Origin of the sequence: Klebsiella sp. 141153 (assembly GCF_032601995.1) — a bacterium.
GTDB classification, from domain to species: domain Bacteria; phylum Pseudomonadota; class Gammaproteobacteria; order Enterobacterales; family Enterobacteriaceae; genus Klebsiella; species Klebsiella aerogenes.
Genome location: NZ_JAQIRJ010000009.1, coordinates 1 through 24,653 on the forward strand (window position 1 = coordinate 1; position 24,653 = coordinate 24,653).

The 24,653-nt window shown below is 54.2% G+C and carries 26 protein-coding genes and 1 tRNA gene; 15 read left to right on the forward strand and 12 right to left on the reverse strand.

Annotated elements, in window-relative coordinates; all coding sequences use genetic code 11:
• Positions 1 to 161 precede the first annotated feature (161 nt).
• A tRNA-Ser gene (locus PGS10_RS17180) sits at positions 162 to 249 on the reverse strand.
• 268 nt (positions 250 to 517) lie between these two features.
• Here PGS10_RS17180 and ghrA point away from each other — a divergent pair.
• From ghrA to ymdB, 7 genes are all read left to right on the forward strand, one after another.
• Positions 518 to 1,456 (forward strand): glyoxylate/hydroxypyruvate reductase GhrA, encoded by a 939-nt coding sequence (gene ghrA, locus PGS10_RS17185; protein ID WP_045393613.1) that lies wholly within the window; start codon positions 518 to 520, stop codon positions 1,454 to 1,456.
• A gap of 85 nt (positions 1,457 to 1,541) precedes the next feature.
• Positions 1,542 to 2,279 carry a phosphatase gene (locus PGS10_RS17190; RefSeq protein WP_015367224.1) on the forward strand — a complete coding sequence of 246 codons (738 nt, stop codon included), beginning with the start codon at positions 1,542 to 1,544 and terminating at the stop codon, positions 2,277 to 2,279.
• A gap of 23 nt (positions 2,280 to 2,302) precedes the next feature.
• On the forward strand, positions 2,303 to 2,857 hold the full coding sequence (locus tag PGS10_RS17195; RefSeq protein WP_045393616.1) for a TorD/DmsD family molecular chaperone: 555 nt from the start codon (positions 2,303 to 2,305) through the stop codon (positions 2,855 to 2,857).
• A 102-nt stretch (positions 2,858 to 2,959) separates the two neighbouring features.
• Positions 2,960 to 3,442, forward strand: coding sequence for a DUF1097 domain-containing protein (locus PGS10_RS17200; RefSeq protein ID WP_045386447.1), 483 nt, complete (start codon positions 2,960 to 2,962; stop codon positions 3,440 to 3,442).
• 287 nt (positions 3,443 to 3,729) lie between these two features.
• Positions 3,730 to 4,026 (forward strand): fimbrial assembly protein, encoded by a 297-nt coding sequence (locus tag PGS10_RS17205; protein ID WP_316423334.1) that lies wholly within the window; start codon positions 3,730 to 3,732, stop codon positions 4,024 to 4,026.
• A 228-nt stretch (positions 4,027 to 4,254) separates the two neighbouring features.
• Positions 4,255 to 4,557, forward strand: coding sequence for a type 1 fimbrial protein (locus PGS10_RS17210; protein ID WP_316423297.1), 303 nt, complete (start codon positions 4,255 to 4,257; stop codon positions 4,555 to 4,557).
• Positions 4,558 to 4,647: 90 nt separating this feature from the next.
• Positions 4,648 to 5,172 (forward strand): O-acetyl-ADP-ribose deacetylase, encoded by a 525-nt coding sequence (gene ymdB / locus PGS10_RS17215; protein WP_289576749.1) that lies wholly within the window; start codon positions 4,648 to 4,650, stop codon positions 5,170 to 5,172.
• 44 nt (positions 5,173 to 5,216) lie between these two features.
• On the opposite strand, the gene mdoC is transcribed toward ymdB, so the two are convergent.
• Entirely contained in the window at positions 5,217 to 6,377 is a 1,161-nt protein-coding gene (mdoC, locus tag PGS10_RS17220; protein ID WP_316423298.1) for a glucans biosynthesis protein MdoC, read from the reverse strand.
• Positions 6,378 to 6,629: 252 nt separating this feature from the next.
• Between mdoC and mdoG the strand changes: the two genes are divergently transcribed.
• The 3 genes from mdoG to PGS10_RS17235 all read left to right on the forward strand — a co-directional run bounded on the left by mdoG (position 6,630) and on the right by PGS10_RS17235 (position 10,993).
• Positions 6,630 to 8,183, forward strand: coding sequence for a glucans biosynthesis protein MdoG (mdoG, locus tag PGS10_RS17225; RefSeq protein WP_047046915.1), 1,554 nt, complete (start codon positions 6,630 to 6,632; stop codon positions 8,181 to 8,183).
• Positions 8,176 to 10,704, forward strand: coding sequence for a glucans biosynthesis glucosyltransferase MdoH (gene mdoH, locus PGS10_RS17230; protein WP_047046912.1), 2,529 nt, complete (start codon positions 8,176 to 8,178; stop codon positions 10,702 to 10,704). The genes mdoG and mdoH overlap by 8 nt, the downstream gene beginning before the upstream one ends.
• Before the next feature lie 61 nt (positions 10,705 to 10,765).
• On the forward strand, positions 10,766 to 10,993 hold the full coding sequence (locus tag PGS10_RS17235) for a YceK/YidQ family lipoprotein (RefSeq protein ID WP_045393628.1): 228 nt from the start codon (positions 10,766 to 10,768) through the stop codon (positions 10,991 to 10,993).
• Here the strand turns inward: PGS10_RS17235 and PGS10_RS17240 are convergent, their stop codons facing one another.
• The 3 genes from PGS10_RS17240 to PGS10_RS17250 all read right to left on the reverse strand — a co-directional run bounded on the left by PGS10_RS17240 (position 10,994) and on the right by PGS10_RS17250 (position 13,814).
• Positions 10,994 to 11,380, reverse strand: a complete 387-nt coding sequence (locus tag PGS10_RS17240) for a MysB family protein (protein WP_045393629.1) — start codon at positions 11,378 to 11,380, stop codon at positions 10,994 to 10,996.
• Positions 11,381 to 11,470: 90 nt separating this feature from the next.
• Positions 11,471 to 12,721 (reverse strand): multidrug efflux MFS transporter MdtG, encoded by a 1,251-nt coding sequence (mdtG, locus tag PGS10_RS17245; protein WP_047066444.1) that lies wholly within the window; start codon positions 12,719 to 12,721, stop codon positions 11,471 to 11,473.
• A gap of 172 nt (positions 12,722 to 12,893) precedes the next feature.
• The gene (locus PGS10_RS17250; protein ID WP_047046907.1) at positions 12,894 to 13,814 is read right to left on the reverse strand and encodes a Kdo(2)-lipid IV(A) acyltransferase; all 921 of its coding nucleotides are present in this window, start codon (positions 13,812 to 13,814) and stop codon (positions 12,894 to 12,896) included.
• A 207-nt stretch (positions 13,815 to 14,021) separates the two neighbouring features.
• On the opposite strand from PGS10_RS17250, the gene PGS10_RS17255 reads away from it, so the two are divergent.
• Positions 14,022 to 15,086 (forward strand): rhodanese-related sulfurtransferase, encoded by a 1,065-nt coding sequence (locus PGS10_RS17255; RefSeq protein ID WP_047046904.1) that lies wholly within the window; start codon positions 14,022 to 14,024, stop codon positions 15,084 to 15,086.
• On the opposite strand, the gene PGS10_RS17260 is transcribed toward PGS10_RS17255, so the two are convergent.
• The 7 genes from PGS10_RS17260 to mdtH all read right to left on the reverse strand — a co-directional run bounded on the left by PGS10_RS17260 (position 15,072) and on the right by mdtH (position 20,589).
• On the reverse strand, positions 15,072 to 15,185 hold the full coding sequence (locus PGS10_RS17260) for a DUF2770 family protein (RefSeq protein ID WP_064571551.1): 114 nt from the start codon (positions 15,183 to 15,185) through the stop codon (positions 15,072 to 15,074). The genes PGS10_RS17255 and PGS10_RS17260 overlap by 15 nt on opposite strands.
• Positions 15,186 to 15,408: 223 nt before the next feature.
• A complete protein-coding gene (gene solA / locus PGS10_RS17265) occupies positions 15,409 to 16,527 on the reverse strand; it encodes an N-methyl-L-tryptophan oxidase (RefSeq protein ID WP_045393642.1) in 1,119 nt (372 codons plus the stop codon).
• A gap of 124 nt (positions 16,528 to 16,651) precedes the next feature.
• Complete coding sequence (bssS, locus tag PGS10_RS17270) at positions 16,652 to 16,906, reverse strand: biofilm formation regulator BssS (RefSeq protein WP_045393644.1); 255 nt, start codon at positions 16,904 to 16,906, stop codon at positions 16,652 to 16,654.
• Positions 16,907 to 17,210: 304 nt separating this feature from the next.
• Entirely contained in the window at positions 17,211 to 17,456 is a 246-nt protein-coding gene (dinI, locus tag PGS10_RS17275) for a DNA damage-inducible protein I (RefSeq protein WP_045393647.1), read from the reverse strand.
• Between the two features lie 73 nt (positions 17,457 to 17,529).
• Positions 17,530 to 18,576 carry a dihydroorotase gene (gene pyrC / locus PGS10_RS17280; protein WP_045393650.1) on the reverse strand — a complete coding sequence of 349 codons (1,047 nt, stop codon included), beginning with the start codon at positions 18,574 to 18,576 and terminating at the stop codon, positions 17,530 to 17,532.
• Positions 18,577 to 18,706: 130 nt separating this feature from the next.
• The gene (locus PGS10_RS17285; protein WP_015367205.1) at positions 18,707 to 19,267 is read right to left on the reverse strand and encodes a lipoprotein; all 561 of its coding nucleotides are present in this window, start codon (positions 19,265 to 19,267) and stop codon (positions 18,707 to 18,709) included.
• A gap of 113 nt (positions 19,268 to 19,380) precedes the next feature.
• Positions 19,381 to 20,589, reverse strand: coding sequence for a multidrug efflux MFS transporter MdtH (gene mdtH, locus PGS10_RS17290; RefSeq protein ID WP_045393652.1), 1,209 nt, complete (start codon positions 20,587 to 20,589; stop codon positions 19,381 to 19,383).
• A gap of 227 nt (positions 20,590 to 20,816) precedes the next feature.
• Between mdtH and rimJ the strand changes: the two genes are divergently transcribed.
• The 4 genes from rimJ (at position 20,817) to murJ (ending at position 24,633) form a co-directional block, all read left to right on the forward strand.
• A complete protein-coding gene (gene rimJ / locus PGS10_RS17295; RefSeq protein WP_045393654.1) occupies positions 20,817 to 21,401 on the forward strand; it encodes a ribosomal protein S5-alanine N-acetyltransferase in 585 nt (194 codons plus the stop codon).
• A gap of 9 nt (positions 21,402 to 21,410) precedes the next feature.
• The gene (locus PGS10_RS17300; RefSeq protein WP_045393656.1) at positions 21,411 to 22,058 is read left to right on the forward strand and encodes a YceH family protein; all 648 of its coding nucleotides are present in this window, start codon (positions 21,411 to 21,413) and stop codon (positions 22,056 to 22,058) included.
• Positions 22,059 to 22,060: 2 nt separating this feature from the next.
• Entirely contained in the window at positions 22,061 to 22,984 is a 924-nt protein-coding gene (locus PGS10_RS17305; RefSeq protein ID WP_047078743.1) for a Gfo/Idh/MocA family protein, read from the forward strand.
• Between the two features lie 113 nt (positions 22,985 to 23,097).
• Positions 23,098 to 24,633 carry a murein biosynthesis integral membrane protein MurJ gene (gene murJ / locus PGS10_RS17310; RefSeq protein ID WP_015367200.1) on the forward strand — a complete coding sequence of 512 codons (1,536 nt, stop codon included), beginning with the start codon at positions 23,098 to 23,100 and terminating at the stop codon, positions 24,631 to 24,633.
• The last annotated feature ends 20 nt before the right edge of the window (positions 24,634 to 24,653 follow it).

Sequence of the window (24,653 nt, forward strand, 5' to 3'; positions counted from 1 at the left end):
CTCGCTTCGCTCGCCCCTGCGGGGCAGCCCGCTTACTGCGTGCGCGGTCTGTCCAACTGGCTGCGCCAGTTGTCGAACCCCGGTCGGGGGTTCTCATCCCCCCGTACGGAGAATATAAAAGAAAAGAGCCCGTACTTTCGTACGAGCTCTCATCTCGAATATGGCGGTGAGGGGGGGATTCGAACCCCCGATACGTTACCGTATACACACTTTCCAGGCGTGCTCCTTCAGCCACTCGGACACCTCACCATATTGTCTTTCCCGTTGTTGCTGGGAACGGGCGCTAATGTAGGGAAATACGTATCTCCCGTCAATCAACTTTTTTAAAAAAAGATGCGTTTAGCCAAACTTCAAACAACTTGCTTCTTAAACGCGCGGGAATCGTTTTTTTTGTCACCATTCTCTTTATTCCTCGATAGCGATACGAAATTTGTTATGCTGGCAAACCAATACAAAACAAAGAGTAAAACACGACGCAAACCTCAACCTACTCACGCGTCAGTAATCAGGAGTCATTATGGAGATTATTTTTTACCACCCGACGTTCGATACCCCGTACTGGATAGCAGAGTTGGAAAAACATCTGCCGGGAGCGCGCGTTCGTGAGTGGAAACCTGGCGACAATCAACCAGCCGACTATGCGCTGGTCTGGCATCCACCGGTAGAAATGCTTCAGGGGCGCGAGCTGAAAGCGGTTTTTGCTCTCGGCGCTGGCGTGGATTCCATTCTTAGCAAGCTGCGGGAGCATCCGGAAATGCTGCCGCTTTCTGTCCCGCTGTTCCGCCTCGAAGATACCGGCATGGGACTGCAGATGCAGGAATATGCGGTAAGCCAGGTACTGCACTGGTTCCGTCGCTTTGATGATTATCATGCGCTGAAGCAGGAATCCCGCTGGCAACCCTTGCCGGAATACCGCCGCGAGGATTTCACTATTGGCATCATGGGGGCAGGGGTGTTGGGCGGCAAAGTTGCGGAAAGCCTGTTGCGCTGGGGATTCCCGCTGCGCTGCTGGAGCCGTAGCCATAAATCCTGGCCGCAGGTCGAGAGTTTTGCCGGTCAGGAAGAGTTGGGCGCGTTTCTCCGAGAAACCCGCGTGCTGATCAACCTGTTGCCAAATACGGCCGAAACTGTCGGTATCATCAATAAAACGCTACTGTCCCAGTTGCCGGATAACAGCTATGTTCTGAACCTTGCCCGCGGCGTGCATATCGTCGAGCCGGATTTACTGGCGGCGCTTGATAGCGGCAAACTGAAAGGGGCGATGCTGGATGTCTTTAGCCGCGAACCGCTGCCGAAAGAGAGCCCGCTGTGGGCGCATCCGCGCGTGGCCATGACGCCGCATATTGCCGCCGTTACCCGTCCGCAGGAAGCAATTGCCTATATTGCCAGCACCATTAGCCGCCTGGAGCGTGGTGAAACGGTCAGCGGGCAGGTCGACCGCCAGCGCGGCTACTAATCGATAACCCCGCTACGGCGGGGTTTTTACTGATCATGACTCCTGATTCCTGCTATTCTTGCCACAAACAGAGGAGGAGATTGTGATGTATCCTGTTGACCTGCACATGCATACCGTCGCCAGCACCCACGCCTACAGTACCTTGCATGACTATATTGCCGAGGCCAAACGTAAAGGCATCAAACTTTTTGCCATCACCGATCACGGCCCGGATATGGCCGATGCCCCGCACTACTGGCATTTCGTCAACATGCGTATTTGGCCGCGTCTGGTTGATGGCGTCGGCATCCTGCGCGGCATTGAAGCGAATATCAAAAATACCCAGGGTGAAATTGACTGTACCGGACCAATGCTGACCTCGCTGGATCTGATCATTGCCGGTTTTCATGAGCCGGTATTCCCGCCTCAGGATAAAGCCACCCACACTGAAGCGATGATTGCCGCGATTGCCAGTGGCGCAGTCCACATGATTAGCCATCCTGGTAATCCGAAGTTCCCAATCGATATTCCCGCGGTGGCCGAAGCGGCGGCAAAGCATCATGTGGCGCTGGAAATTAATAATTCCTCTTTCCTTTCGTCGCGTATTGGTAGTGAGGATAATTGCCGGGCGATCGCCGCCGCCGTGCGTGATGCGGGTGGTTGGGTGGCGCTGGGTTCGGACTCGCATACCGCCTTTACCCTTGGCGAATTTACCGAATGCCGCAAAATTCTCGACGCGGTGAATTTCCCGGAAGAGCGGATCCTTAACGTCAGCCCGCGTCGACTACTGAATTTCCTTGAATCGCGTGGGATGCCGGCGATTGCGGAATTTGCAGACCTTTAATTTGAACCACTGGAACATATTGTATGAATGAATTTTCAATCCTCTGTCGCGTGCTGGGCTCGCTCTATTATCGTCAACCGCAGGACCCGCTGTTGGTGCCGCTGTTCACGCTGATTCGCGATGGCAAGCTGGCCGCCAGTTGGCCGCTGGAACAGGATGAATTACTGGAGCGTCTGCAGAAGAGTTGTGATACCCAGCCGTTAACCGCTGATTATAACGCCCTGTTCGTTGGGGAAGAATGTGCGGTCTCGCCTTATCGCAGCGCGTGGGTTGAAGGGGCAACTGAAGCGGAAGTTCGTGGTTTTCTGACGCAACACGGCATTCCTACTGGCGAAGGCCCAACCGATCATATTGGATCCTTACTGCTGGCCGCATCATGGCTTGAAGATCACGCCACGGAAGATGAAAGCGAAACGCTGGAAACGTTATTTGCCGATTATCTATTACCGTGGTGTGGTACCTTCCTTGGAAAAGTGGAGGCGCATGCGCAAACCGCATTCTGGCGCACCATGGCGCTATTAACGCGTGAAGCGATTTCCGCAATGTGGGATGAACTGCAGGAAGAAAACGACGAATAAATGTGACTAAAGTCACTTTTGTTGTGAAACAGCAAACTCACGCTTTCATATTGTGTGTTCTGGATCGCATTTGGTTGCCGCGTATCTGCTATGATACGCGGCATGAACATACTCTTCGCAATCGCACTCACGACGGGCATTCTCTCCGGTATCTGGGGATGGGTGGCGGTCTCACTTGGCCTGCTGAGCTGGGCCGGATTCCTCGGCTGTACGGCCTATTTCGCTTGCCCACAAGGCGGCCTGAAAGGGCTGTTGATTTCTGCCTGCACGGTCATGAGCGGCGTGATATGGGCGCTGGTGATTATTTACGGTAGCGCGCTGGCGCCGCAGTTAGAAATCCTCAGCTATGTGATGACCGGAATAGTCGCCTTCCTGATGTGTATTCAGGCGCGCCAGCTGCTACTTTCTTTTGTTCCCGGAACCTTTATCGGCGCCTGCGCAACGTTTGCCGCGAGCGGCGACTGGCGCATTGTCGTGCCGTCTCTGGCGCTGGGATTGGTCTTTGGCTATGCCATGAAAAACAGCGGACTGTGGCTGGCGGCACGAGCGGCAAAGAGCAAGTCTCTGGCTAACGATAACGTCTGATTTTCTTCACATTTCCTCGATGACGGGAGCAAGGCTCCTGTCACGCACTACATGAAAGCCTTTTTGCATCAACCCCTCTTCGATTGTTTTTTCCTCTTAATGCAGACATTTTGAGCAAACAAACCATAATAATTTGATACCGTTTGCAAAAACGGAGAGAAAAAAGTATCTACAGGTACTTCATATATATACTGATTTTGTATGTAGTTGCTTGTATTCAACTGCGCTCATGGATGATTTGTAAGGTTTTTTTGACCGTTACGCAGAGGGGTTTTGCCGTGAAAAAAATGACTGGCGTACTACTTGCTACAGTTTGTTTCCTTCCCGCTTTATTGACGTTTTCAACTACCTCTAACGCCGCAAGCGGCGTGATTCGTTTCCACGGCGGCGTTGTCGAACCGCCTTGTAAAATTCGTTCTTCAGAAGATCAGGTCTCGATGGTCTGCGCTAAGCAGAAGTCAGTCACTTTTTCTGCTCAGCAGGTAGCCCGAGGGGATCTGCAACATGCCAATATCAAATCTACGCAATTAACCTACATTAATCCTCAGCACACTAACGCTATCCTCGAAGTGAATTATCGTTAACAGTACAACCCCTGCCGGACCTGCAGGGGTTTTCCCGTCTCTCACCTGATATTCCCCCGCAGATTTTTTGTAGCAAAATCAAGATGAATCGGTTTTGTTATCAAAAAGAAAACAAAAAGTAATATATTTGTGTTTTGTAACGCAATCATTGCCTTGCCGTAGTCGGGCGGCGCAGTGCGCTCAGGGATGGCCTGTTGCTTCTTTGCTATTCATACAGAGGAGTCTGCCGTGATAAAAAAAATCCACGCCTTAGCTGTGCCATGTCTGATGTTGTCATGCTTATTTGGCTCAGTGAATGCCGCGCCGACCGGCGGCGTTGTCGCCATTTACGGGCAGGTCGTTGACCCTTCCTGCGAGGCCAATAGTATGAATGGTAAGATTGAAATGGCCTGCCCGCGGCTGGGTAGCCAGGCGATTTCGCCGCAGGTGCTGACGACGGGGAATTTCAGTAATGACACCGTCGGTTCGGCACAATTAAAGTATATTGATCCGCAACATACCCGCGCTATCCTCGAAGTGAATTATCGCTAATTACTGGCCCTCAGGCTTTCGCCTTGGGGGCTATCATGCCATAGTAGACATCACTCTGAGTATGAAGACGTTTGCCGACAGGAGGGGGAAATGGTGGTTCAACCTGAAGTGGTTCTCGGCGATATTACGACGTTGCAGGTAGATGTTATTGTCAATGCGGCAAACCCATCATTACTGGGCGGCGGCGGCGTTGATGGCGCCATTCATCGCGCAGCCGGCCCGGAATTACTGGCGGCCTGCAAAATAGTCCGTCAGCAGCAGGGCGAATGTCCGCCCGGGCATGCGGTTATCACCAGCGCCGGTAATCTACCGGCCAGCGCGGTGATTCATGCGGTCGGCCCCGTCTGGCACGGCGGCGGCGAGCAGGAAGCCGAATTACTGGCGGATGCCTATCGCAATAGTCTGTTGCTGGCGGCAGCCAATAATTATCGTTCTATTGCTTTTCCGGCTATCAGTACCGGCGTATATGGCTACCCGAAACAGGCGGCGGCGGAAATTGCGGTGAAAACGGTGAATGCTTTCCTCACCCGATATAATCCGCTGGAACGGGTGTGCTTCGTCTGCTTTGATAACGAAATGGCGGAGATCTATCAGCGATTATTGCGGGCGGAATGAATCGTTACACCGGCAGCACGCGGGCGCGCTGCCGGTTGAGGCGTTTAGTTAACCGACACCGGCGTTTTAGCCGGTTTTTGCTGCGGTTTACCCGAGAACAGGAAGCGCAGCAGCGGAATACGTAGATGGATTTCGTACAATATCAGCGCAATCCCCACCACAAATACCAGCCCGGTGATAAAACCTAACAGGTTCGATTTTATTATCGGCGTAATCCATGCCCCATACAGCAGAGTCAGCGGATGGTGCACCAGGTAGATAAACAGCGAGGCGTTGACGAAGTAAGTCACCCGTGCGGACTGGAAGTTGAGCAGGCGGTGGCCCAGTGAGAACACCACGTTTACCATCCACAGCCCCAGTACCATCGTAATCACCGATTCGGTTTCATACATCCAGCCATCGCCAGAACCATACTGCTGGTTAAGACGATAGGCGATAAAGCCCAGCAGTGCGCCAACAAAACACCACGGTGATGAGGTGGTGAACATCGCTTTCAGCCGCGGATTGATGAACGTCTGCGCGCCGAGAATAAAAAACGGCAGATAGAACAGGGTCTGCATCACGATGAAGTTAAACAATCCGTTACTGAGAATCGGCGGATAAATAATAAAAATGGTGCGACGGATCACCGCGTACAATACGCCAAGTCCCAGAAAAATCAGTGATAATTGACTGAATGTGACGGTGTCACCAAAACTGTTGTCCTGCTTTTTCCGCCGATTGGCCAGCCACTTAAACAGCCCTACCCCGGCGGTGGTCAGCACCACGAGCACCAGCAAAAACCACAGATGGGAGATAAGCTCCCAGGCCAGGGTGTTGAATTTGTCATAGCCGGAGAGCGTATGCCAGTCCTGGGCTTTACCATTGACGTATTGCAGCATCAGAAACTGCGGCAGCGTAAGCAGGGGGATTGCGGTGAGCATCGGGATGCCAACTCGCTCTACGCGCACTTTCCACCATTTCTTCAGCGGATAGCGGAGAAACAGCATGTATGAGAAATAGCCGGAAATAACAAAGAAGACCTGCATACGGAAGGCATGGATAAAATCGTTGAACAGCGTTAGCCCCCAGGAGGGCTCCAGGCTATTCACATGCCAGCTGTGGCTGGAGTAGATAAGTGAGATGTGAAACGGGATCCCCAACAGCATCAGCCAGGCGCGGATACTGTCGAAGAAATATTCACGTTCTACTGGTGTTTTATTCATAAATTCACAACAATCTCAGACAATTCGTCTTATCACTCAGGGCGATAACAGGTACATTGCCAGCAACCCTACATGAACTCAGGGTATCTGTCTCCAGGATAAGTACGCAAAGTGCAATATGGGACAGAGAACTGTTTATTCCCTGGTCCGCTAAGCTGAACAATGCAGGGATTATGTTGTCGGATTGCCTGAGTTTCCATTAAAATAGATCGGATCGATTTAAGCACACAAAGGGGGAAGTGCTTACTTACTATGAAACATAAACCACAGATGATGAAAATGCGTTGGTTAAGCGCAGCCGTAATGTTGTCCCTGTGTACTTCATCTGCATGGGCATTCAGCATTGATGACGTAGCAAAACAGGCGAAAACGTTAGCCGGGAAAGGCTATGAAGCGCCGAAAAGTAACTTACCCTCCGCCTTCCGCGATATGAAATACGCGGATTACCAGCAAATCCAGTTCAATCACGATAAAGCCTACTGGAATAACCTGAAGACCCCGTTCAAGCTGGAATTTTACCACCAGGGTATGTATTTCGACACGCCGGTTACTATTAATGAAGTGACCAGCACCAGCGTACGTAAAATTAAATATAGCCCGGATTATTTTAATTTTGGCAATGTTCAGCACGATAAAGACACGGTGAAAGACCTTGGTTTCGCCGGTTTCAAAGTACTGTATCCGATCAATAGCAAAGACAAGAATGACGAAATCGTCAGCATGCTCGGTGCCAGCTACTTCCGCGTTCTGGGCCAGGGTCAGGTATATGGGCTTTCCGCCCGCGGCCTGGCTATCGATACCGCGCTGCCGTCCGGCGAAGAGTTCCCTCGCTTCCGCGAGTTCTGGATTGAGCGTCCGAAAGCGACCGATAAACGCTTAACCATCTATGCGCTGCTGGATTCCCCGCGTGCGACCGGCGCCTATCGTTTTGTGATTATGCCAGGCCGCGACACCGTGGTTGATGTGCAGTCGAAGGTCTATCTGCGCGACAAAGTCGGCAAGCTTGGTGTGGCGCCGTTGACCAGTATGTTCCTGTTTGGGCCGAACCAACCGTCGCCGACCACCAACTATCGTCCGGAATTACATGACTCCAACGGTCTGTCGATTCTTGCCGGTAACGGCGAGTGGATCTGGCGTCCGCTGAATAACCCGAAACATCTGGCCGTTAGCAGTTATGCGATGGAAAACCCGCAAGGGTTTGGCCTGCTGCAGCGTGGCCGCCAGTTCTCCCGCTTTGAAGATCTCGACGATCGTTACGACCAGCGCCCGAGCGCGTGGATCACCCCGAAAGGCGACTGGGGTAAGGGTAAAGTCGAATTGGTTGAAATCCCGACTAACGATGAAACCAACGATAATATCGTCACCTACTGGACCCCGGATCAGCTGCCGGAACCAGGCAAAGAGATGAACTTCAAGTACTCCATTACCTTTAGCCGTGATGAAGACAAACTGCATGCCCCAGACAACGCTTATGTGGTTCAGACTCGCCGCTCAACCGGTGATGTGAAGCAGTCTAATCTCATTCGCCAGCCAGATGGCACTATCGCTTTCATCGTTGATTTCACCGGCGCTGACATGAAAAAAATGGCGGCGGATACTCCGGTAACGGCGCAGGCGAGCATCGGCGATAACGCCGAAATCGTGGAAAACTCGGTGCGCTATAACCCGGTTATTAAAGGTTGGCGTATGACCCTGCGCGTGAAAGTGAAAGATCCGAAGAAAACCACGGAAATGCGCGCGGCGCTGGTCAATGGCGATCAGACGCTAAGCGAAACCTGGAGCTATCAGCTGCCTGCCAATGAATAAGATAACGAATTATATCGACGCATTGCCGCTGTCGGATGCAGAAAAAGCCGCTTTACCTGATGCGAGCCTGCAAGCCGTACATGAAGCGCTTGACGCAGAGCATCATCATTTTCCGCGCGATGAAGATTCCCCGTTAGGATCGGTAAAAGCGCGGCTGGAGCATAGCTGGCCAGACTCTCTGGCCGGCGAGCAACTGGTGAAAGATGATGAAGGGCGCACGCAGCTTCATGCGATGCCGAAAGCCAAACGCTCTTCTATGATCCCGGATCCGTGGCGTACCAACCCGGTAGGCCGCTTCTGGGATCGTCTGCGCGGCCGCGACGTGACCCCGCGCTATCTCTCTCGTCTTACGCAAGAAGAGCGCGAAAGCGAACAGAAATGGCGTACCGTCGGCACCATTCGCCGCTACATTTTGCTGCTGCTGACGCTGGCGCAAACGGTAGTGGCTACCTGGTATATGAAGACCATCCTCCCTTATCAGGGCTGGGCGCTGATCAATCCATCCGATATGGTTGGCCAGGATCTGTGGGTCTCCTTCATGCAATTACTGCCGTACGTATTGCAGAGCGGCATCCTGATCCTCTTCGCGGTACTGTTCTGCTGGGTCTCGGCCGGTTTCTGGACCGCCCTGATGGGATTCCTGCAACTGCTGATCGGGCGTGATAAATACAGTATTTCGGCATCTACCGTTGGCGACGAGCCGCTGAACCCGGAACACCGGACCGCGCTTATCATGCCTATCTGTAACGAAGATGTTGACCGCGTGTTTGCCGGCCTGCGCGCCACCTGGGAATCGGTGAAAGCGACGGGTAACGCTGCGCACTTTGACGTTTACGTGCTAAGCGACAGCTACGACCCGGACATCTGCGTTGCCGAGCAGAAAGCGTGGATGGAGTTGATTGCTGAAGTGCAGGGCGAAGGCCAGATCTTCTATCGTCGTCGTCGTCGTCGCGTGAAACGTAAAAGCGGCAACATCGATGATTTCTGCCGTCGCTGGGGTAGCCAGTATAGCTATATGGTGGTGCTCGACGCTGACTCAGTGATGACCGGTGAGTGCCTGAGCGGGCTGGTGCGCCTGATGGAAGCGAATCCGAATGCCGGGATCATCCAGTCTTCGCCGCGCGCCTCCGGTATGGATACCCTGTATGCGCGCTGCCAGCAGTTCGCCACCCGCGTGTACGGTCCGCTGTTTACCGCCGGGCTGCACTTCTGGCAGTTGGGGGAATCGCACTATTGGGGCCACAACGCCATTATCCGCGTGAAGCCGTTCATTGAGCACTGTGCGCTGGCGCCGCTGCCGGGCGAAGGTAACTTTGCCGGCTCGATTCTGTCGCACGACTTCGTGGAAGCCGCGCTGATGCGCCGTGCGGGGTGGGGCGTTTGGATCGCCTACGATCTGCCGGGCTCCTATGAAGAGCTGCCGCCGAACCTGCTGGATGAGCTGAAACGCGACCGCCGCTGGTGTCAGGGTAACCTGATGAACTTCCGCCTGTTCCTGGTAAAAGGGATGCACCCGGTACACCGTGCGGTGTTCCTGACCGGCGTCATGTCCTATCTGTCGGCGCCGCTGTGGTTTATGTTCCTCGCGCTGTCGACGGCGCTGCAGGTCGTGCACGCCCTGACCGAGCCGCAGTACTTCCTGCAGCCGCGTCAGCTGTTCCCGGTATGGCCGCAGTGGCGTCCGGAGCTGGCTATCGCGCTGTTTGCCTCGACCATGGTGCTGCTGTTCCTGCCAAAACTGCTGAGTATCATTCTGGTGTGGTGCAAGGGGCCGAAAGAGTACGGCGGCTTCTTCCGCGTGACGCTTTCCCTGCTGCTGGAGGTGCTGTTCTCGGTGCTGCTGGCGCCGGTACGCATGCTGTTCCATACCGTGTTCGTGGTCAGCGCGTTCCTTGGTTGGGAGGTGGTGTGGAATTCACCGCAGCGCGATGATGACTCAACGCCGTGGGGCGAGGCCTTTATGCGTCATGGTTCACAGCTGCTGCTGGGGCTGGTATGGGCGGTGGGCATGGCGTGGCTGGATCTGCGTTTCCTGTTCTGGCTGGCGCCGATCGTCGTGTCGCTGATCCTCTCTCCGTTTGTCTCGGCGATTTCCAGCCGCGCGACGGTAGGTCTGCGCACTAAGCGTTGGAAATTGTTCCTGATCCCCGAAGAGTATTCGCCGCCGCAGGTATTGAAAGATACCGATGCTTATCTGACCCTGAACCGTCAGCGTTCGCTGGGCGATGGCTTTATGCACGCGGTATTTAACCCATCGTTTAACGCTCTGGCGACGGCAATGGCAACGGCGCGTCACCGCCACGGGCATATCCTGGATATCGCCCGCGAACGCCACGTCGAGCAGGCGCTAAATGAAACGCCTGATAAGCTTAACCGCGATCGTCGGCTGGTGCTGTTAAGCGATCCGGTAACGATGTCGCGCCTGCACTATCGCGTGTGGAACTCCCCGGAGAAATACTCCTCCTGGGTGGGTGAGTATCAGAAACTCACGCTGAACCCGCTGGCGTTGAAAACGAAGTAAGCCGTACGTTAAGGAAAATACCGGCAATTATGCCGGTATTTTTTTGCCTGAGAGGAAGTGAATGAGAATATTTCTGCTTATCGCCATGACGCTGGTCCTCAGCGGCTGCGGCAGCATTATTAGCCGTACGGTGCCGGGGCAGGGCCATGGCAACCAGTATTACCCCGGTGTACAGTGGGATGTTCGCGATTCAGGCTGGCGCTATCTGACTATTCTCGATCTGCCATTCTCGCTGGTATTCGATACGCTGTTGCTGCCGCTAGACGCCAGCCATGGTCCCTACGAGTAATTAACGCTCATCCCACTCATCGGCTGCGGTCTGCCCCTCTTCGGTATCCAGGGAGGGCTCCAGCTGAAACTCGCCTTCGTCCCATTCGTGTAGCGTATTCTCTTCCACCCACTCCTGGCGTAGCTCGATTTCGTCATAATCGCCGTCAAATACGCTCTGTGCCGCCTCACCACTGAGCATGGGCAAACACTCGCCTTCTTCATCTTCGCTGGCGAAGAATTCGGCCCGCCAGGCGATATCGCCGTCCTGGAGAATGTATTTCTGCATATTGAACTGTTCGATATCGGCACTTTCTTCATCGCTGTCGGGATTATCGGCCAAAAACTCTTCCCGGGCGGCGTCGATTGCCTCTTCGAGCGTGGCGTAGAAAACTGATTCCGTTGACATAGCTAACCCCCTAAGAAGAATGAAAAAGGACACGTTTCAATCTATAGAAGGCGGTTAGCCTGGCGTCAAGGCGGAGTAGCGCTGAAGCGCTTAATTTACCGAACGTTTACCCGAGCCTCCGTCATCCGCCGAAGCGTTGTGCCGTGGGCGGCGCAGACTGATGGTTGAGTAAAAGGCGTTAAACAGGACGACGCAGGCGGTGACGAGGAACACGGCGCGGAAGCCGTAGTTGGCCGAGACCGAGGCGCCGATTAACGGCCCGGTGACGTTACCAATATCGCGAAACGACTGGTTATAACTGAAGATGCGCCCTGATATCTGGCTGGTGGAGTTGTAGACCAGCAGAGTTTGTACAGCGGGTAACAGCGCGCCGTCGGCGGCGCCGAGCAAAAAGCGCAGAATGCCTAGCTGCAGCGGCGTCTGTACGAAGGACATCGGGATTAACAGCAGCACGGAAATAACCAGGGCTACGATCAGGATCTTTTCCGGCCCGATACGATCGCCGAGCTTGCCTAAACGTGGCGCGCTCAGCAGGGCGGCAATGCCGGGTACGGAGGCAATCATACCGCTGATAAAGGCGATATTACTGACGTTACCCGCCAGGTCGCGCACGTAGAGCGTCAGGATCGGCGCAATGGATCCGGTAGCGACCTGGATAATCAATGAGGTGACGAACAAGCTGAGCACCAGTTTCGGGTTCTTAAGCGAACCGAAAACGTCCCTGGCATTGAGCATCTCTTTTTTGTTCACCGGAACAAAGTTTTCGCGGATTAAAAACAGGGTGAACAGGAAGCAGATAAACAGCACCGTGGCGGTCATGAAGAAGACGGTGCGCAATCCCCAGTGGTCGGCAAGGAAACCGCCCGCCAGCGGGCCCAGCAGCGCGCCGCTTACCGCGCCGGTTGAAAGCGTTCCTAGCGCCCAGCCGCTTTTCTGACGCGGGATTTGGGTAGCGATCAGCGCATTGGCATTGGGGATAAATCCGCCCAGTAAACCCAGCAGCGCGCGCAGGATCAGGAATTGCCATATGTTCTGCGCCATGCCCATCAGCATCATGACGATGGCCATCCCCAGCGCCGAGCGTAGCAGCATAATCTTACGCCCTTTACGGTCGGCCAATCCGCCCCAGAACGGCGAGGCGATGGCGGAAAACAAGAAGGTAATGCTAAAGACCAGCCCTGACCACATATTCAGCGCGCTATGGCCGGTCACGCCCAACTGTTCGACGTAGAGCGGCAAAAAAGGCATCACGAGGCTAAAGGCGGCGCCGGTTAAAAAGCAGCCAAGCCAGGTGACGGTAAGATTTCGTTTCCAGTTGATAGGCGTATCAGCAGACGGCATAAGGTCTCACTGGCCCGCGGCGCGGGTCAAAATAAAGGAAAATATGAGCCTGCTAATTATGCGCCTGAGAAATGGTTGCCGCAATGGAGCGTAGCTTTTAAAGCTAAAGGAGTATTAAAAAGGACTGGCGGTAGAATTTATCCGGGCGAGGACCACCCGGATAGAGAGTCAATCAGTAGCGCGAAGGTACGCCTTCCGGACGAGTTTTAAAGCGGCGATGCAGCCACATATATTGCTCTGGCGCCATCATGATGCATTTTTCGACGATTTTGTTCATCCACGCGGCGGTGGTTTCTGCGTTTTCCAGAGGCGGATCGCATTCCGGCGGCAGCATAATGAGCTCATAGCCTTTGCCGTTTGGTTTACGTCGTGGGACAAACGGTACAATGCAGGCTTTGGACATTTTCGCCAGCATCCAGGTGCCGGAAGTGGTGGCGGCCTGGTCGACGGCGAACAGCGGCGCGAAGACGCTGGCGGTCGGGCCGTAGTCGTGATCCGGGGCGTACCAGACCACTTCGCCTTTTTTTAGCGCGCGGATCATGCCTTTGAGATCTTTACGGTCAATCATATCTTTGTTGGAACGCAGGCGGCCCCAGGTCTGCAGCCAGTCGATAACCGGGTTGTCATTTGGCCGATAAACCCCGATACCGGGCTCGTTCATGCCGAACATGCGCGCGCCCATTTCCAGCGTCAGGAAATGGATACCAATCAGCAGAATGCCGCGATTTTGCGCCTGCACGTCACGGACATATTCAAAGCCAATGGTATCGGTCCAGCGCGCAATGCGGCGGGTAGGCCAGAACCATGCCATGCCGGTTTCCATCAGGCCCATGCCGACGGACTCAAAGTTTTGCACTACCAGTTGATGACGCTCTTGTTCGCTCTTCTCAGGAAAGCAGAGCTCAAGATTGCGATAAGCGATTTTTGCGCGGCGCTTCATAAAACGCATTGCCAGGCGACCGATGGCATTACCGAGACGGTAGATAATCGGATAAGGGAGCTGGACGACTAACCACAACAGGCCAATGCCCAGCCACAGCAGCCAGTAGCGCGGATGGAGCAGCGCGGCGGAAAATTTCGGTAAATGGGTCATTTCATACCTGTCTGATTTAACAACGCGTTCTATTATCGCATTTTTTTCCGCTGTCGCCAAAAGCCGTCTCCTGCCGCAGATGATTGTTAATGACTGAAAATTGCGTGGATGAAATGTAGCGTAAAATGTAGGGATGTAAATTAACGGTGTTTGCTATATGATGCCCGCCGTTTATTTTACTCATTTCCTATGTCGAGCAGGTACACCATGCCAGTGTTACACAACCGCATTTCAAATGAGACGTTAAAGGCGCAGATGTTGGCTGAAACCGAGCCGCGCACGACGATCTCGTTCTATAAATATTTCACTATCGTTGACCCGAAAGCGACCCGTGATGCCCTGTGGCTGGCGCTGACTAAGCTGAATGTCTTTGGTCGCATCTATCTGGCGCATGAAGGTATTAATGCGCAGATCAGCGTGCCGGAAAGCAAGGTCGGGGCGCTGCGTGAATTTCTTGATGGCTTTGACCCGGCGCTGAAGGGGTTACGTCTGAATATCGCGCTGGATGACGACGGTAAATCCTTCTGGGTCCTGCGTCTCAAGGTCCGCGACCGTATTGTGGCCGACGGTATTGATGACCCGACCTTTAACCCCTCTGACGTTGGCGAGTACCTGAAAGCGGCGGAAGTGAACGCGATGCTGGACGATCCGGACGCGGTATTCATCGATATGCGCAACCATTATGAGTACGAAGTCGGCCACTTCGAGAACGCGATGGAAATTCCGGCGGATACCTTCCGCGATCAATTGCCGAAAGCGGTTGAGATGATGCAGGAGTATAAAGACAAGAAGATTGTCATGTACTGCACCGGCGGCATTCGCTGTGAGAAGGCCAGCGCCTGGATGAAACATAGCGGTTTCAATAAGGTGTGGCACATTGAAGGCGGGATTATCGAGTACGCGCGACGCGCCCGTGAACAGGGCTTACCGGTACGCTTTATCGGTAAGAACTTTGTCTTTGACGAGAGAATGGGCGAGCGTATTTCTGATGATGTGATTGCCCACTGCCATCAATGCGGCGCACCGTGCGACAGCCACACCAATTGCCTTAATGACGGCTGCCATTTGCTGTTTATTCAGTGCCCAGCTTGTGCCGAGAAATTTGCCGGTTGCTGCAGCGAAGCCTGCATGGAAGAGCATAAACTGCCGGAAGAGGAGCAGCGCAAACTGCGGGCGGGACGAGAGAATGGCAATAAGATTTTTAATAAATCCCGCGGCCGTCTGAATACCAAGTTAGGTATCCCGGATCCCGACCCGTCAGTAAAACCATAACCAGATGAGGTCGATTGCCGCTAGCAGCAGCCACAGCGCGAGATAAATCATAAAGTGCTCGCGCACGTTGTTGACTAACCAGTGATACAGGCGACGCATACACACTCTCTGATATGAAACGGCCTCGATTGAGGCCGTTTGAGATAAATGATAGACCATACGCAATCGCCGGGCTTGCGGATTGCACCTGACAAAATACAAGGAAAATCAATTTATTGATTTTCGGCTGATCGCCATAAAGAAGGAAAAACCACGCTTTTTCCTTCTTTGTCAGCAGCCTTAAACGGCCTCGATTGAGGCCGTTTTGTTTTATGGCCGGCTATTATTGCGAAAAGCGCGCCAGCGAGAAGGGAGCCAGATCAAACTCCGTCGTTTCGCCTTGCGCAAATTGCGTCGCAATTTCGCCTAGTACCGGGGCAAACTTGAAACCGTGACCGCTTAACCCGGTAATGAGTAATGTATTGTCGTGACCGGGAAGCGTATCGATGATGAAGTCTTCATCTACCGTATTATCGTAAGTGCAGGAGGCGCCGTGCAGGCAGCCGCCAATCCCGGGTAGCACGTTGCGCAGGAAGTTGAACGACTCCGAGCCATCGCTGGCCACCGCGCCAAACGGTTTACGCTCTTCCGGTTCGGAAATCAGCTGGCCGCCATTATGCTTACCGATCTTCAATTCGTTGTCTTCTGCCGGGAAGCCATAATACTGATCGCCATTCGGCAGTTCGCCGGTGAAAGCAGGGAAGTTGTTTTTCGCGCTATAGCGACCATCGGCCTGGAACCAGGCGAAGACTTTACGTACCGGTTGAATGGGCAGTTCCGGCAATAATTTTGTTACCCAGGTTCCGGCGCTGATCAGCAGTTTTTTGCCGCTGTAGCTACCATCGGCGGTATCGATGGTCACGCCGTCGGTGTGATGGTGAATTGCGGTAACCGGGCAGTTGAACAGTTGGGCGCAGCCCGCTTCGCGCGCCAGGCGAATCCAGGTTTCTACCGCCAGCTCGCTGCGTAACACGCCGGAAGCCGGTTCAAAAATAGCCCGGTAATCTTGCGGAATACGAATCTCCGGCCAACGTTTCATGACCGCCTCAGCATCCAACTCTTCCACGTTAAGCTCGAACTGACGCGCGCTGTGAGCCACGTTATTGAGAAAATCGGAGCTAGCGGGGCCAAGGTTAATAACCCCAGTTTTTTCGAATACGGCCTCGCCGCTACTTTGCGCAAATTCGTCCCATAGCTGCTGGGCGCGTAGCACCAACGGCACGTATCTTTCGCCCTCGCCATAGGCGTGACGAATCAGCCGCGTACTGCCATGGTGGCTGCCTTCCTGGTGCGGCGGTTTGTGGGCATCGGTCATCAGGACATTCAGACCGGCGCGACGGGCGTAATAGCCGGCGGCAGCGCCAACGGAGCCACTACCGATAATGATGAGGTCGTATTGCATGGTGAGTTCCGGGTTATTGTTTTATTAGCAGGGTAATTAACATCAGCCGGATGTACAAGCGCGAAAAATAATTCAGGCACCCGCAGGTGCCTGTTCAGTGAATATTTAGACATCATCGGTGATGCTAATGTCTGCGATACTCATTTTCCTGGTAATCGCCAGATTCTATCTTCGCTATTCCTGCTTCCAGAATAGAAATAAACTGACGTGCGACATCCGTCGTTAGCCATAGCGTCTGGCCAATTTCTGCTTCTTTATTGCTTTCTTGCGTGGGGTTTTGGTAGTGCAGGCGCAACATCAGCGCATCGTAGCTATCAACGGTGCTGATGTCCCATCCGACGAGGGGATGGGTCTGGATGACTTCATTATTCTTTTCCATCATAACCCCTTATTCATATGTTAAAAGACAACAATTCTCGAGGTTTAATGCTTGTTTTCTGAAGCACGTTAATTATATCAGCAGTTAAGTACAAACTCGAGAAAATAAATAATTAGAGACAAATTTTGCTCTGATTGGCGGTTTTTTGCGCGAGTTTCGTCCTGGGTCTCATTATTTTTTAAGGAATTTATCAGGATATTAAGGAAAGTCTTAGTTATAAGCGGAGATAAAAAAGCCGGGGCGACCCGGCAAAAAAAAGCACAATGAGGGAGCAAATTGATTTTGCGTAAGCAAACCCGGAGGCTTAGTCGTGGATAAACCAGTCGTCGGCGCTTTCCCAGGTTTCCTGCAGGATTTCGCTAATCCGGTCTTTGTCTTCTTTCAAACCACCGATGACCGACAAATTATTGCCGGCGGCATAACGTACCGTGACCTGGTTTTCACGTTCCGGGTAGTGTTGAGCGATACGTTTAGAGAGTTCGTTATTCAGCGCTTCCAGCGCGCCGCTGGGTAAGGCTGTGGTTTTGGCAATTGACACTTCGATGCGCATAATGGCCCCCTGGGTAATATACTGTTTATTTATACAGTAACGCTTGCGCATTTACAACAGGGGGCAAAAAACTTTATTTTTTCATCGTCCAACGCACGGTTTCACCGGCCAGGAACGGCACCAACGTATCGCCTGGAAGGGCGATGCTTTCGGCAACGGTGCTTTCTTCGCGTACCAGTTCAACGTAGCTTTCATTCACCGGCAGGCCGTAGAAACGCGGGCCATTCAGCGAGCAGAAAGCCTCAAAATGCGCCAGCGCGTTCATCTCTTCAAAGACGGTGGCGTAGCTGCCGAGCGCGGTTGGGGCATTGAAACAGCCCGCACAGCCGCAGCTGGCCTCTTTACGGTGGCGCGCGTGCGGGGCGGAGTCGGTGCCGAGGAAGGCGCGGCTGAACCCGCTGGCGACCAGTTCACGCAGCGCCTGCTGGTGGACATTGCGCTTGAGGATCGGCAGGCAGTATAGATGCGGACGAATACCGCCAACCAGCATATGATTGCGGTTAAACATCAGATGCTGCGGCGTGATGGTGGCGGCCAGCAGTTCGTTGCCGTCGCGCACGTATTCAGCGGCATCTTTGGTGGTGATATGTTCGAAGACCACTTTTAACCCCGGCAGCCGTTTGCGCAGCGGTTCCATCACCGTCTCGATAAAGCGCGCTTCGCGATCGAAGATATCAATATCAGCGTGGGTAACTTCGCCGTGCACCAGTAGCGGCATGCCCAGTTTTTCCATCCGTTCCAGCACCGGCATAATGGCATCGGTGCTGGTCACGCCGTGACTGGAGTTGGTGGTGGCGTTTGCCGGGTAGAGTTTGGCTGCGGTAAATACGCCTTCATGGAATCCGCGTTCCAGTTCGTCCGGGTCGAGCGTGTCGGTCAGGTAGCAGGTCATCAGCGGAGTGAAATCATGCCCGGCGGGAATCGCATCGATGATGCGCTGGCGATAAGCAATGGCAGCAGCGACGGTCGTTACCGGCGGTACCAGATTCGGCATCACGATCGCCCGGCCATAAAACTCACTGGTGTAAGGCACGACGGTTTTTAACATATCATCATCGCGAAGATGGATATGCCAGTCGTCAGGGCGGCGGATTTTCAATACCTGGGGTTGTGCTGTCATGGAAGGCTCCGGCTAATTGGTTCAGTCATCAGGGCTGTTTTTTGCCGGGCACTAAGGATAAGCGTAAACGTTTTCCTTTGCACTCATTTCCGTAAAAAATTAAGGGCGCTATATTCAGCGCCCTTATCGTTTAGTCAGTGAAGGGGATGATTATCTCGCCCGGTTTCACTTCAATGCCTTTAGCGTATTTCTTCGCTAAGGCCTCGCCGGTGCTGGCATCTTCACGCAGAACGTAGGCCGGTTGCTGGTTGAAATAGCTGCGCAGCGACTGATTCAGATAGGGGATCAGCGTCTGTACCACGGAGGTGAGCTTTTCCGGCTTAACTTTCGCATCGACGACTTCCATTTCACGCAGATAAATCGCGCCTTGCTCTTTATTGAACACCGGCAGCGCTTTAAGCTTCAGGTCGATGGTCGCTTTCTGATTGCCAAACAGCGAATTCAGATCCAGATTAGCGGTTCCGCTCAGCGCCACTTTGTTAGGCTCTTCACGACCGATGGCGCTGGTCAGGTTTTGCAGTTCAATATGCGCATCCGCTACGCCAGGCAGGCCGATATCTTTGGCGAAGTGATTACGTTTCTGCAGCGCCTGGTTAATCTCCTGCTCGCTCACCGAGTATTGCGTAAGCTGGTTACATCCGCTCAGAAGGCCGCTGACAATCAGCGCGGCCGCGATCAACATCTTTTTCATTGGGTTCCTTAACGTCATGCCATGGCTAATCCTGACACAAAGCAGCATGGTCTGCTAGCCCCGCTTGTACTAGCGGAAAATGCTGAAAAAAGGATGACCACTTTGGCTGATTGTCAGATGCGCGGCTCGAGCATGCCGGAGGCCGACCGTTTCTGGCTGAACTGCCACCACAATGCAATGAATGTCGCAAAGCCGATAATGCCCAGCATCAACCACGGGAGTTCAGGCTGACTGAGCACTTTTCCGGCATCAAACAGCCAGCCGCCGCCGGCGTACCCCAGCGCGCCGCCGAAGGCCAGGCCAAGGCGGCTAAAACCCATATAGCTGCCGCGAGCGCGGGCATCGGCCAGTGACGCGCCCAGCGTTTCGCGCGCGGGTTCGGCAATGATCGAGCCGATATAAAAGATACAAATCAGGGTAAAGAGCTGCTGTAGCGTGCTGGTTAAGCCAATCGGCAGCATCGCCGCCGTCATCACCAGTAAACCCGCCATCAGGCGATGCTCAAGACGAAAACGTTTTTCGCTCCAGCGGGCGATGGGGTACAGCAGGGTCAGGGAAATTGTCGCCTCAATGGCATACATCCATTTGACCGCCGCCGGAGAACCCGCAATATCGTTAACCATAATCGGCAGCATGAGCATCACCTGTACGGCCAGCATGTAGTAACCGGTCAGGGTCAGCACGTAAGTGACAAAGCGCTTATCACGTAACACCAGCCCCAACCCTTCGCGGACCGGCGTTTTGACCGTCGAGAGTTTCCAGGCCGGTAGGTACCAGGCGTTAAACGCGGCGCAGGCAATAAAAAGCGCCGCCCCCGCGCTGCATACCAGACGGAAATCGTACTGTAATAGCCAGCTGCCTAGCAGGGCGCCGATTACCGCGCCGGCGCTATCCTGCATCATCAGAATAGAGAAGAAGCGACCGCGTTGATGCGGGCGCACCAGCTTGACCACCAGCGCCGCTCGCGGCGGGTCGAACAGTGTGCCGCCGAGACCGGACAAAATGCACGAGAGCCAGAGTACCCAGGGCTCATGGGCGACGGCCATCGCCGCGAAACCGCCGGCGCGCATCAGCATCCCGGTGACGATCATCGGTTTAGCGCCAAAACGATCGGCGATCGCCCCACCGAAGATGCCTAAACCTTGTTGCACCAGCTGACGCAGACCGAGGGCAATACCGACCATCAGCGCCGCCCAGCCCATCTGGTCGACAAAACGGATCGATATCAGGGGGAATACGACAAAAAAGCCGAGAACAACCAGCATGTTATCGACTAACAGGAAATATTTACCCAGGCTCCTTGCCTGCGATACGCGGGACATTTCCCCTCCAGGGAAAAAGAAAGATAAGCTTAGATATTCTGCGGGTGCGCCGGTTATTTTCCCAGCATACTGGCGACAATATTTTTTTATCAAAAAGCAAGATCGATTGAGGCTATTCATCGAAAAATGGAGATGGTGCAGAAAATGGTATGTTGCTGTTTTCACACCTTCACTCAGGGAAGGTATAGTGAAAGATATCAGTTTGGGGTAGGGAACAGGAGTGAGGAATGTTTGGCTATCGCAGTAACGTACCCAAGGTGCGTTTGACGACGGACCGGCTGGTGGTGCGGCTGGTTCACGATCGTGACGCCTGGCGTCTGGCCGATTACTACGCGGAAAACAAAGGGTTCCTGAAACCCTGGGAGCCGGTGCGCGATGAAAGCCACTGTTATCCCTCCGGCTGGCAGGCGCGATTGTCGATGATTACGGAATTTCATAAACAAGGTTCGGCATTCTATTTCGCGCTGCTCGATCCTGATGAGAAAGAGATTATTGGGGTAGCAAACTTCTCCAACGTAGTGCGCGGTTCATTCCACGCCTGCTATCTCGGCTATTCCATTGGTGAAAAGTGGCAAGGGCAGGGGCTGATGTTTGAAGCGCTGACCGCGGCGATTCGCTATATGCAGCGTACGCAGCATATCCATCGCATCATGGCCAACTATATGCCGCACAATAAACGCAGCGGTGACTTGCTCGCCCGACTGGGTTTCGAGAAAGAGGGTTACGCTAAGGACTATCTCCTCATTGATGGGCAATGGCGAGATCACGTATTGACGGCATTAACGACCACTGACTGGACCCCGGGGCGCTAAGGAGACAACATGAAATATCAGCTAACCGCGCATGAAGCGCGCATTATTGGTTGCCTGCTGGAGAAGCAAGTGACCACACCCGAACAATATCCGCTGTCGGTGAATGCGGTGGTCACCGCCTGTAACCAGAAAACCAACCGCGAGCCGGTGATGTCGCTGGCGGAAAGCGATGTTCAGGATTTGCTGGATGAACTGGTTAAACGCCACTATCTGCGTACGGTAAGCGGTTTTGGCAATCGAGTGACCAAATATGAACAGCGCTTCTGTAATTCCGAATTTGGCGACCTCAAGTTAACAGCGGCGGAAGTCGCCATCGTCACGACGCTGCTGCTGCGCGGCGCGCAAACGCCAGGCGAGCTGCGCAGCCGCGCGCAGCGGATGTATGAATTCCGCGATATGGCCGAGGTGGAAAGCACGCTCGACAATTTGGCCAGTCGCGAAGACGGCCCGTACGTCGCGCGCCTTCCGCGCGAACCGGGTAAACGCGAAAGCCGCTATATGCACCTGTTCTGTGATGACATGGATTCACTCATTACCGTCGTGGAAGCCGTGTCGCCGCCGAATGACGATCTACAGGCGCGCGTCGAGGCGCTGGAGGCGGAAGTGGCTGAGCTCAAAGTACGTCTTGATTCACTGCTGGCTCACTTAGGAGAGTAATTGTGACGGCAAAATTACGCGTTGGCGTGGTGGGGCTCGGCGGCATTGCGCAAAAGGCATGGTTGCCGGTGCTTGGCGCCGCCGATGGCTGGACGCTGCAGGCCGCCTGGTCGCCGGGGAAAGAGAAAGCGTTACGCATCTGTGAAACCTGGCGCCTACCTTATGCCGAGTCTCTGGATGCGCTGGCGGCGCAATGTGATGCGGTATTTGTCCATACCTCAACCGCTTCACATTATGAAGTGGTGCATCATCTGCTGAATGCAGGAGTTCATGTTTGCGTGGACAAGCCGCTGGCGGACAAGCTCAGCGAAGCCGAATCACTGGTTGAACTGGCGGCGCGTCGGCGTTTAACGTTAATGGTGGGTTTCAATCGCCGTTTTGCGCCGCTGTATCGTGAATTAAAAGCGCATCTCAACGATGCGGCGTCATTGCGTATGGATAAGCATCGTAGCGATAGCGTGGGCAAAGAGCTGCGTTTCACCCTGCTGGATGATTATCTGCATGTTGTCGATACCGCGCTGTGGCTGGCGGGAGATAAAGCGCGGGTGAATGGCGGGGTCCTGCAAACCACTTCTCAAGGGGAAATGCTCTACGCCGAGCATCACTTCAGCGCGGGGCAGCTGCAAATCACGACCAGCATGCATCGTCGCGCCGGAAGCCAGCGTGAGTGGGTACAGGCGGTGACCGATGGCGGGCTGTATGAGGTGAGCGATATGCGCGAATGGCGTGAAGAGCGGGGCAGCGGTATCCTGCAGCGCCCGGCGCCCGGCTGGCAAACGACGCTTGAGCAGCGTGGATTCGACGGCTGCGCGCGGCACTTCATTGAATGCGTGCAAAATCAGACGGTTCCGGAAACCGCCGGTGAGCAGGCGCTCTTAGCCCAGCGGATCGTGGAAAAGCTCTGGCGTGAAGCGATGAGCGAATAACTGGTTGTAACAACTGACAGTAGTAATTCATTGCGAACCCGGTAGACTATCGCCACTTTCCAGCGCCCGCTTTTGCGGGCGTTTTACTCCATGGGTTGTGGAATAAGACAGTAATGAATCTATTAAAATCATTAGCGGCAGTCAGCTCGATGACCATGTTCTCGCGCGTACTGGGGTTCGCCCGCGATGCTATCGTCGCGCGTATTTTTGGCGCCGGGATGGCGACCGACGCCTTTTTTGTGGCCTTCAAACTGCCAAACCTCTTGCGGCGTATTTTTGCCGAAGGCGCCTTTTCTCAGGCCTTTGTGCCGATCCTCGCTGAATATAAAAGCAAACAGGGCGAAGACGCGACGCGGGTGTTCGTCTCCTATGTTTCCGGGCTGTTGACCCTGGTTCTGGCGTTGGTCACGGTGGCGGGGATGCTGGCTGCGCCGTGGGTGATTACCGTTACCGCACCGGGCTTTGCCGATACGCCGGATAAGTTTGCCTTAACCACCCAACTGCTGCGTATCACTTTCCCCTATATATTATTGATCTCGCTGGCATCGCTGGTGGGGGCGATCCTTAACACCTGGAACCGCTTCTCGGTTCCCGCCTTTGCGCCGACCTTCCTCAACGTCAGCATGATTGGTTTTGCCCTGTTTGCCGCACCTTATTTTCATCCGCCAATGCTGGCGATGGCCTGGGCGGTTACGGTTGGCGGTATCCTGCAACTGGCGTATCAACTGCCGCATCTGAAAAAAATCGGTATGCTGGTGCTGCCGCGGGTTAATCTGAAAGATGCCGGGGCGATTCGCGTGGTTAAGCAGATGGGGCCGGCGATCCTCGGCGTCTCCGTCAGCCAGATTTCGCTGATTATCAATACCATTTTCGCCTCCTTCCTGGTCTCAGGTTCGGTCTCCTGGATGTATTATGCCGACCGTCTGATGGAGTTCCCCTCCGGCGTGTTGGGCGTGGCGCTGGGGACTATCCTGTTGCCATCGCTATCAAAAAGTTTCGCCAGCGGCAATCATGATGAGTACTGCCGACTGATGGATTGGGGGCTGCGCCTGTGTTTCCTGCTGGCCTTGCCAAGCGCGGTGGCCTTAGGCATTCTCGCTAAGCCGCTGACGGTATCGCTATTCCAGTACGGTAAGTTCAACGCTTTCGATGCGGCGATGACTCAACGCGCGCTGGTGGCTTATTCGGTTGGGCTGATGGGGCTTATCGTGGTGAAGGTGCTGGCGCCGGGCTTTTACTCGCGCCAGGATATCAAGACGCCGGTTAAAATCGCCATTGTTACTCTGATAATGACCCAGGTGATGAACCTGGCGTTTATTGGCCCGTTGAAGCATGCCGGCTTGTCGCTGTCTATTGGTCTGGCCGCTTGTCTGAACGCCGCGCTGCTTTACTGGCAACTGCGTAAGCAGAAAATCTTCACCCCGCAGCCGGGGTGGTTCGTCTTCCTGCTGCGTCTGGTCATCGCGGTGCTGGTCATGGCGGCAGCGCTCGTCGGCGTGATGTATCTGATGCCGGAGTGGTCGCAGGGGACGATGCCGTTCCGTCTGATGCGCCTGATGGTAGTGGTGGTGGCCGGCGTAGTCGCCTATTTCGCAACCTTGCTGCTGCTCGGTTTCCGCCTGAAAGAGTTTGCCCGCCGCACGATTTAAATTCATCGCTACGTCGGGCC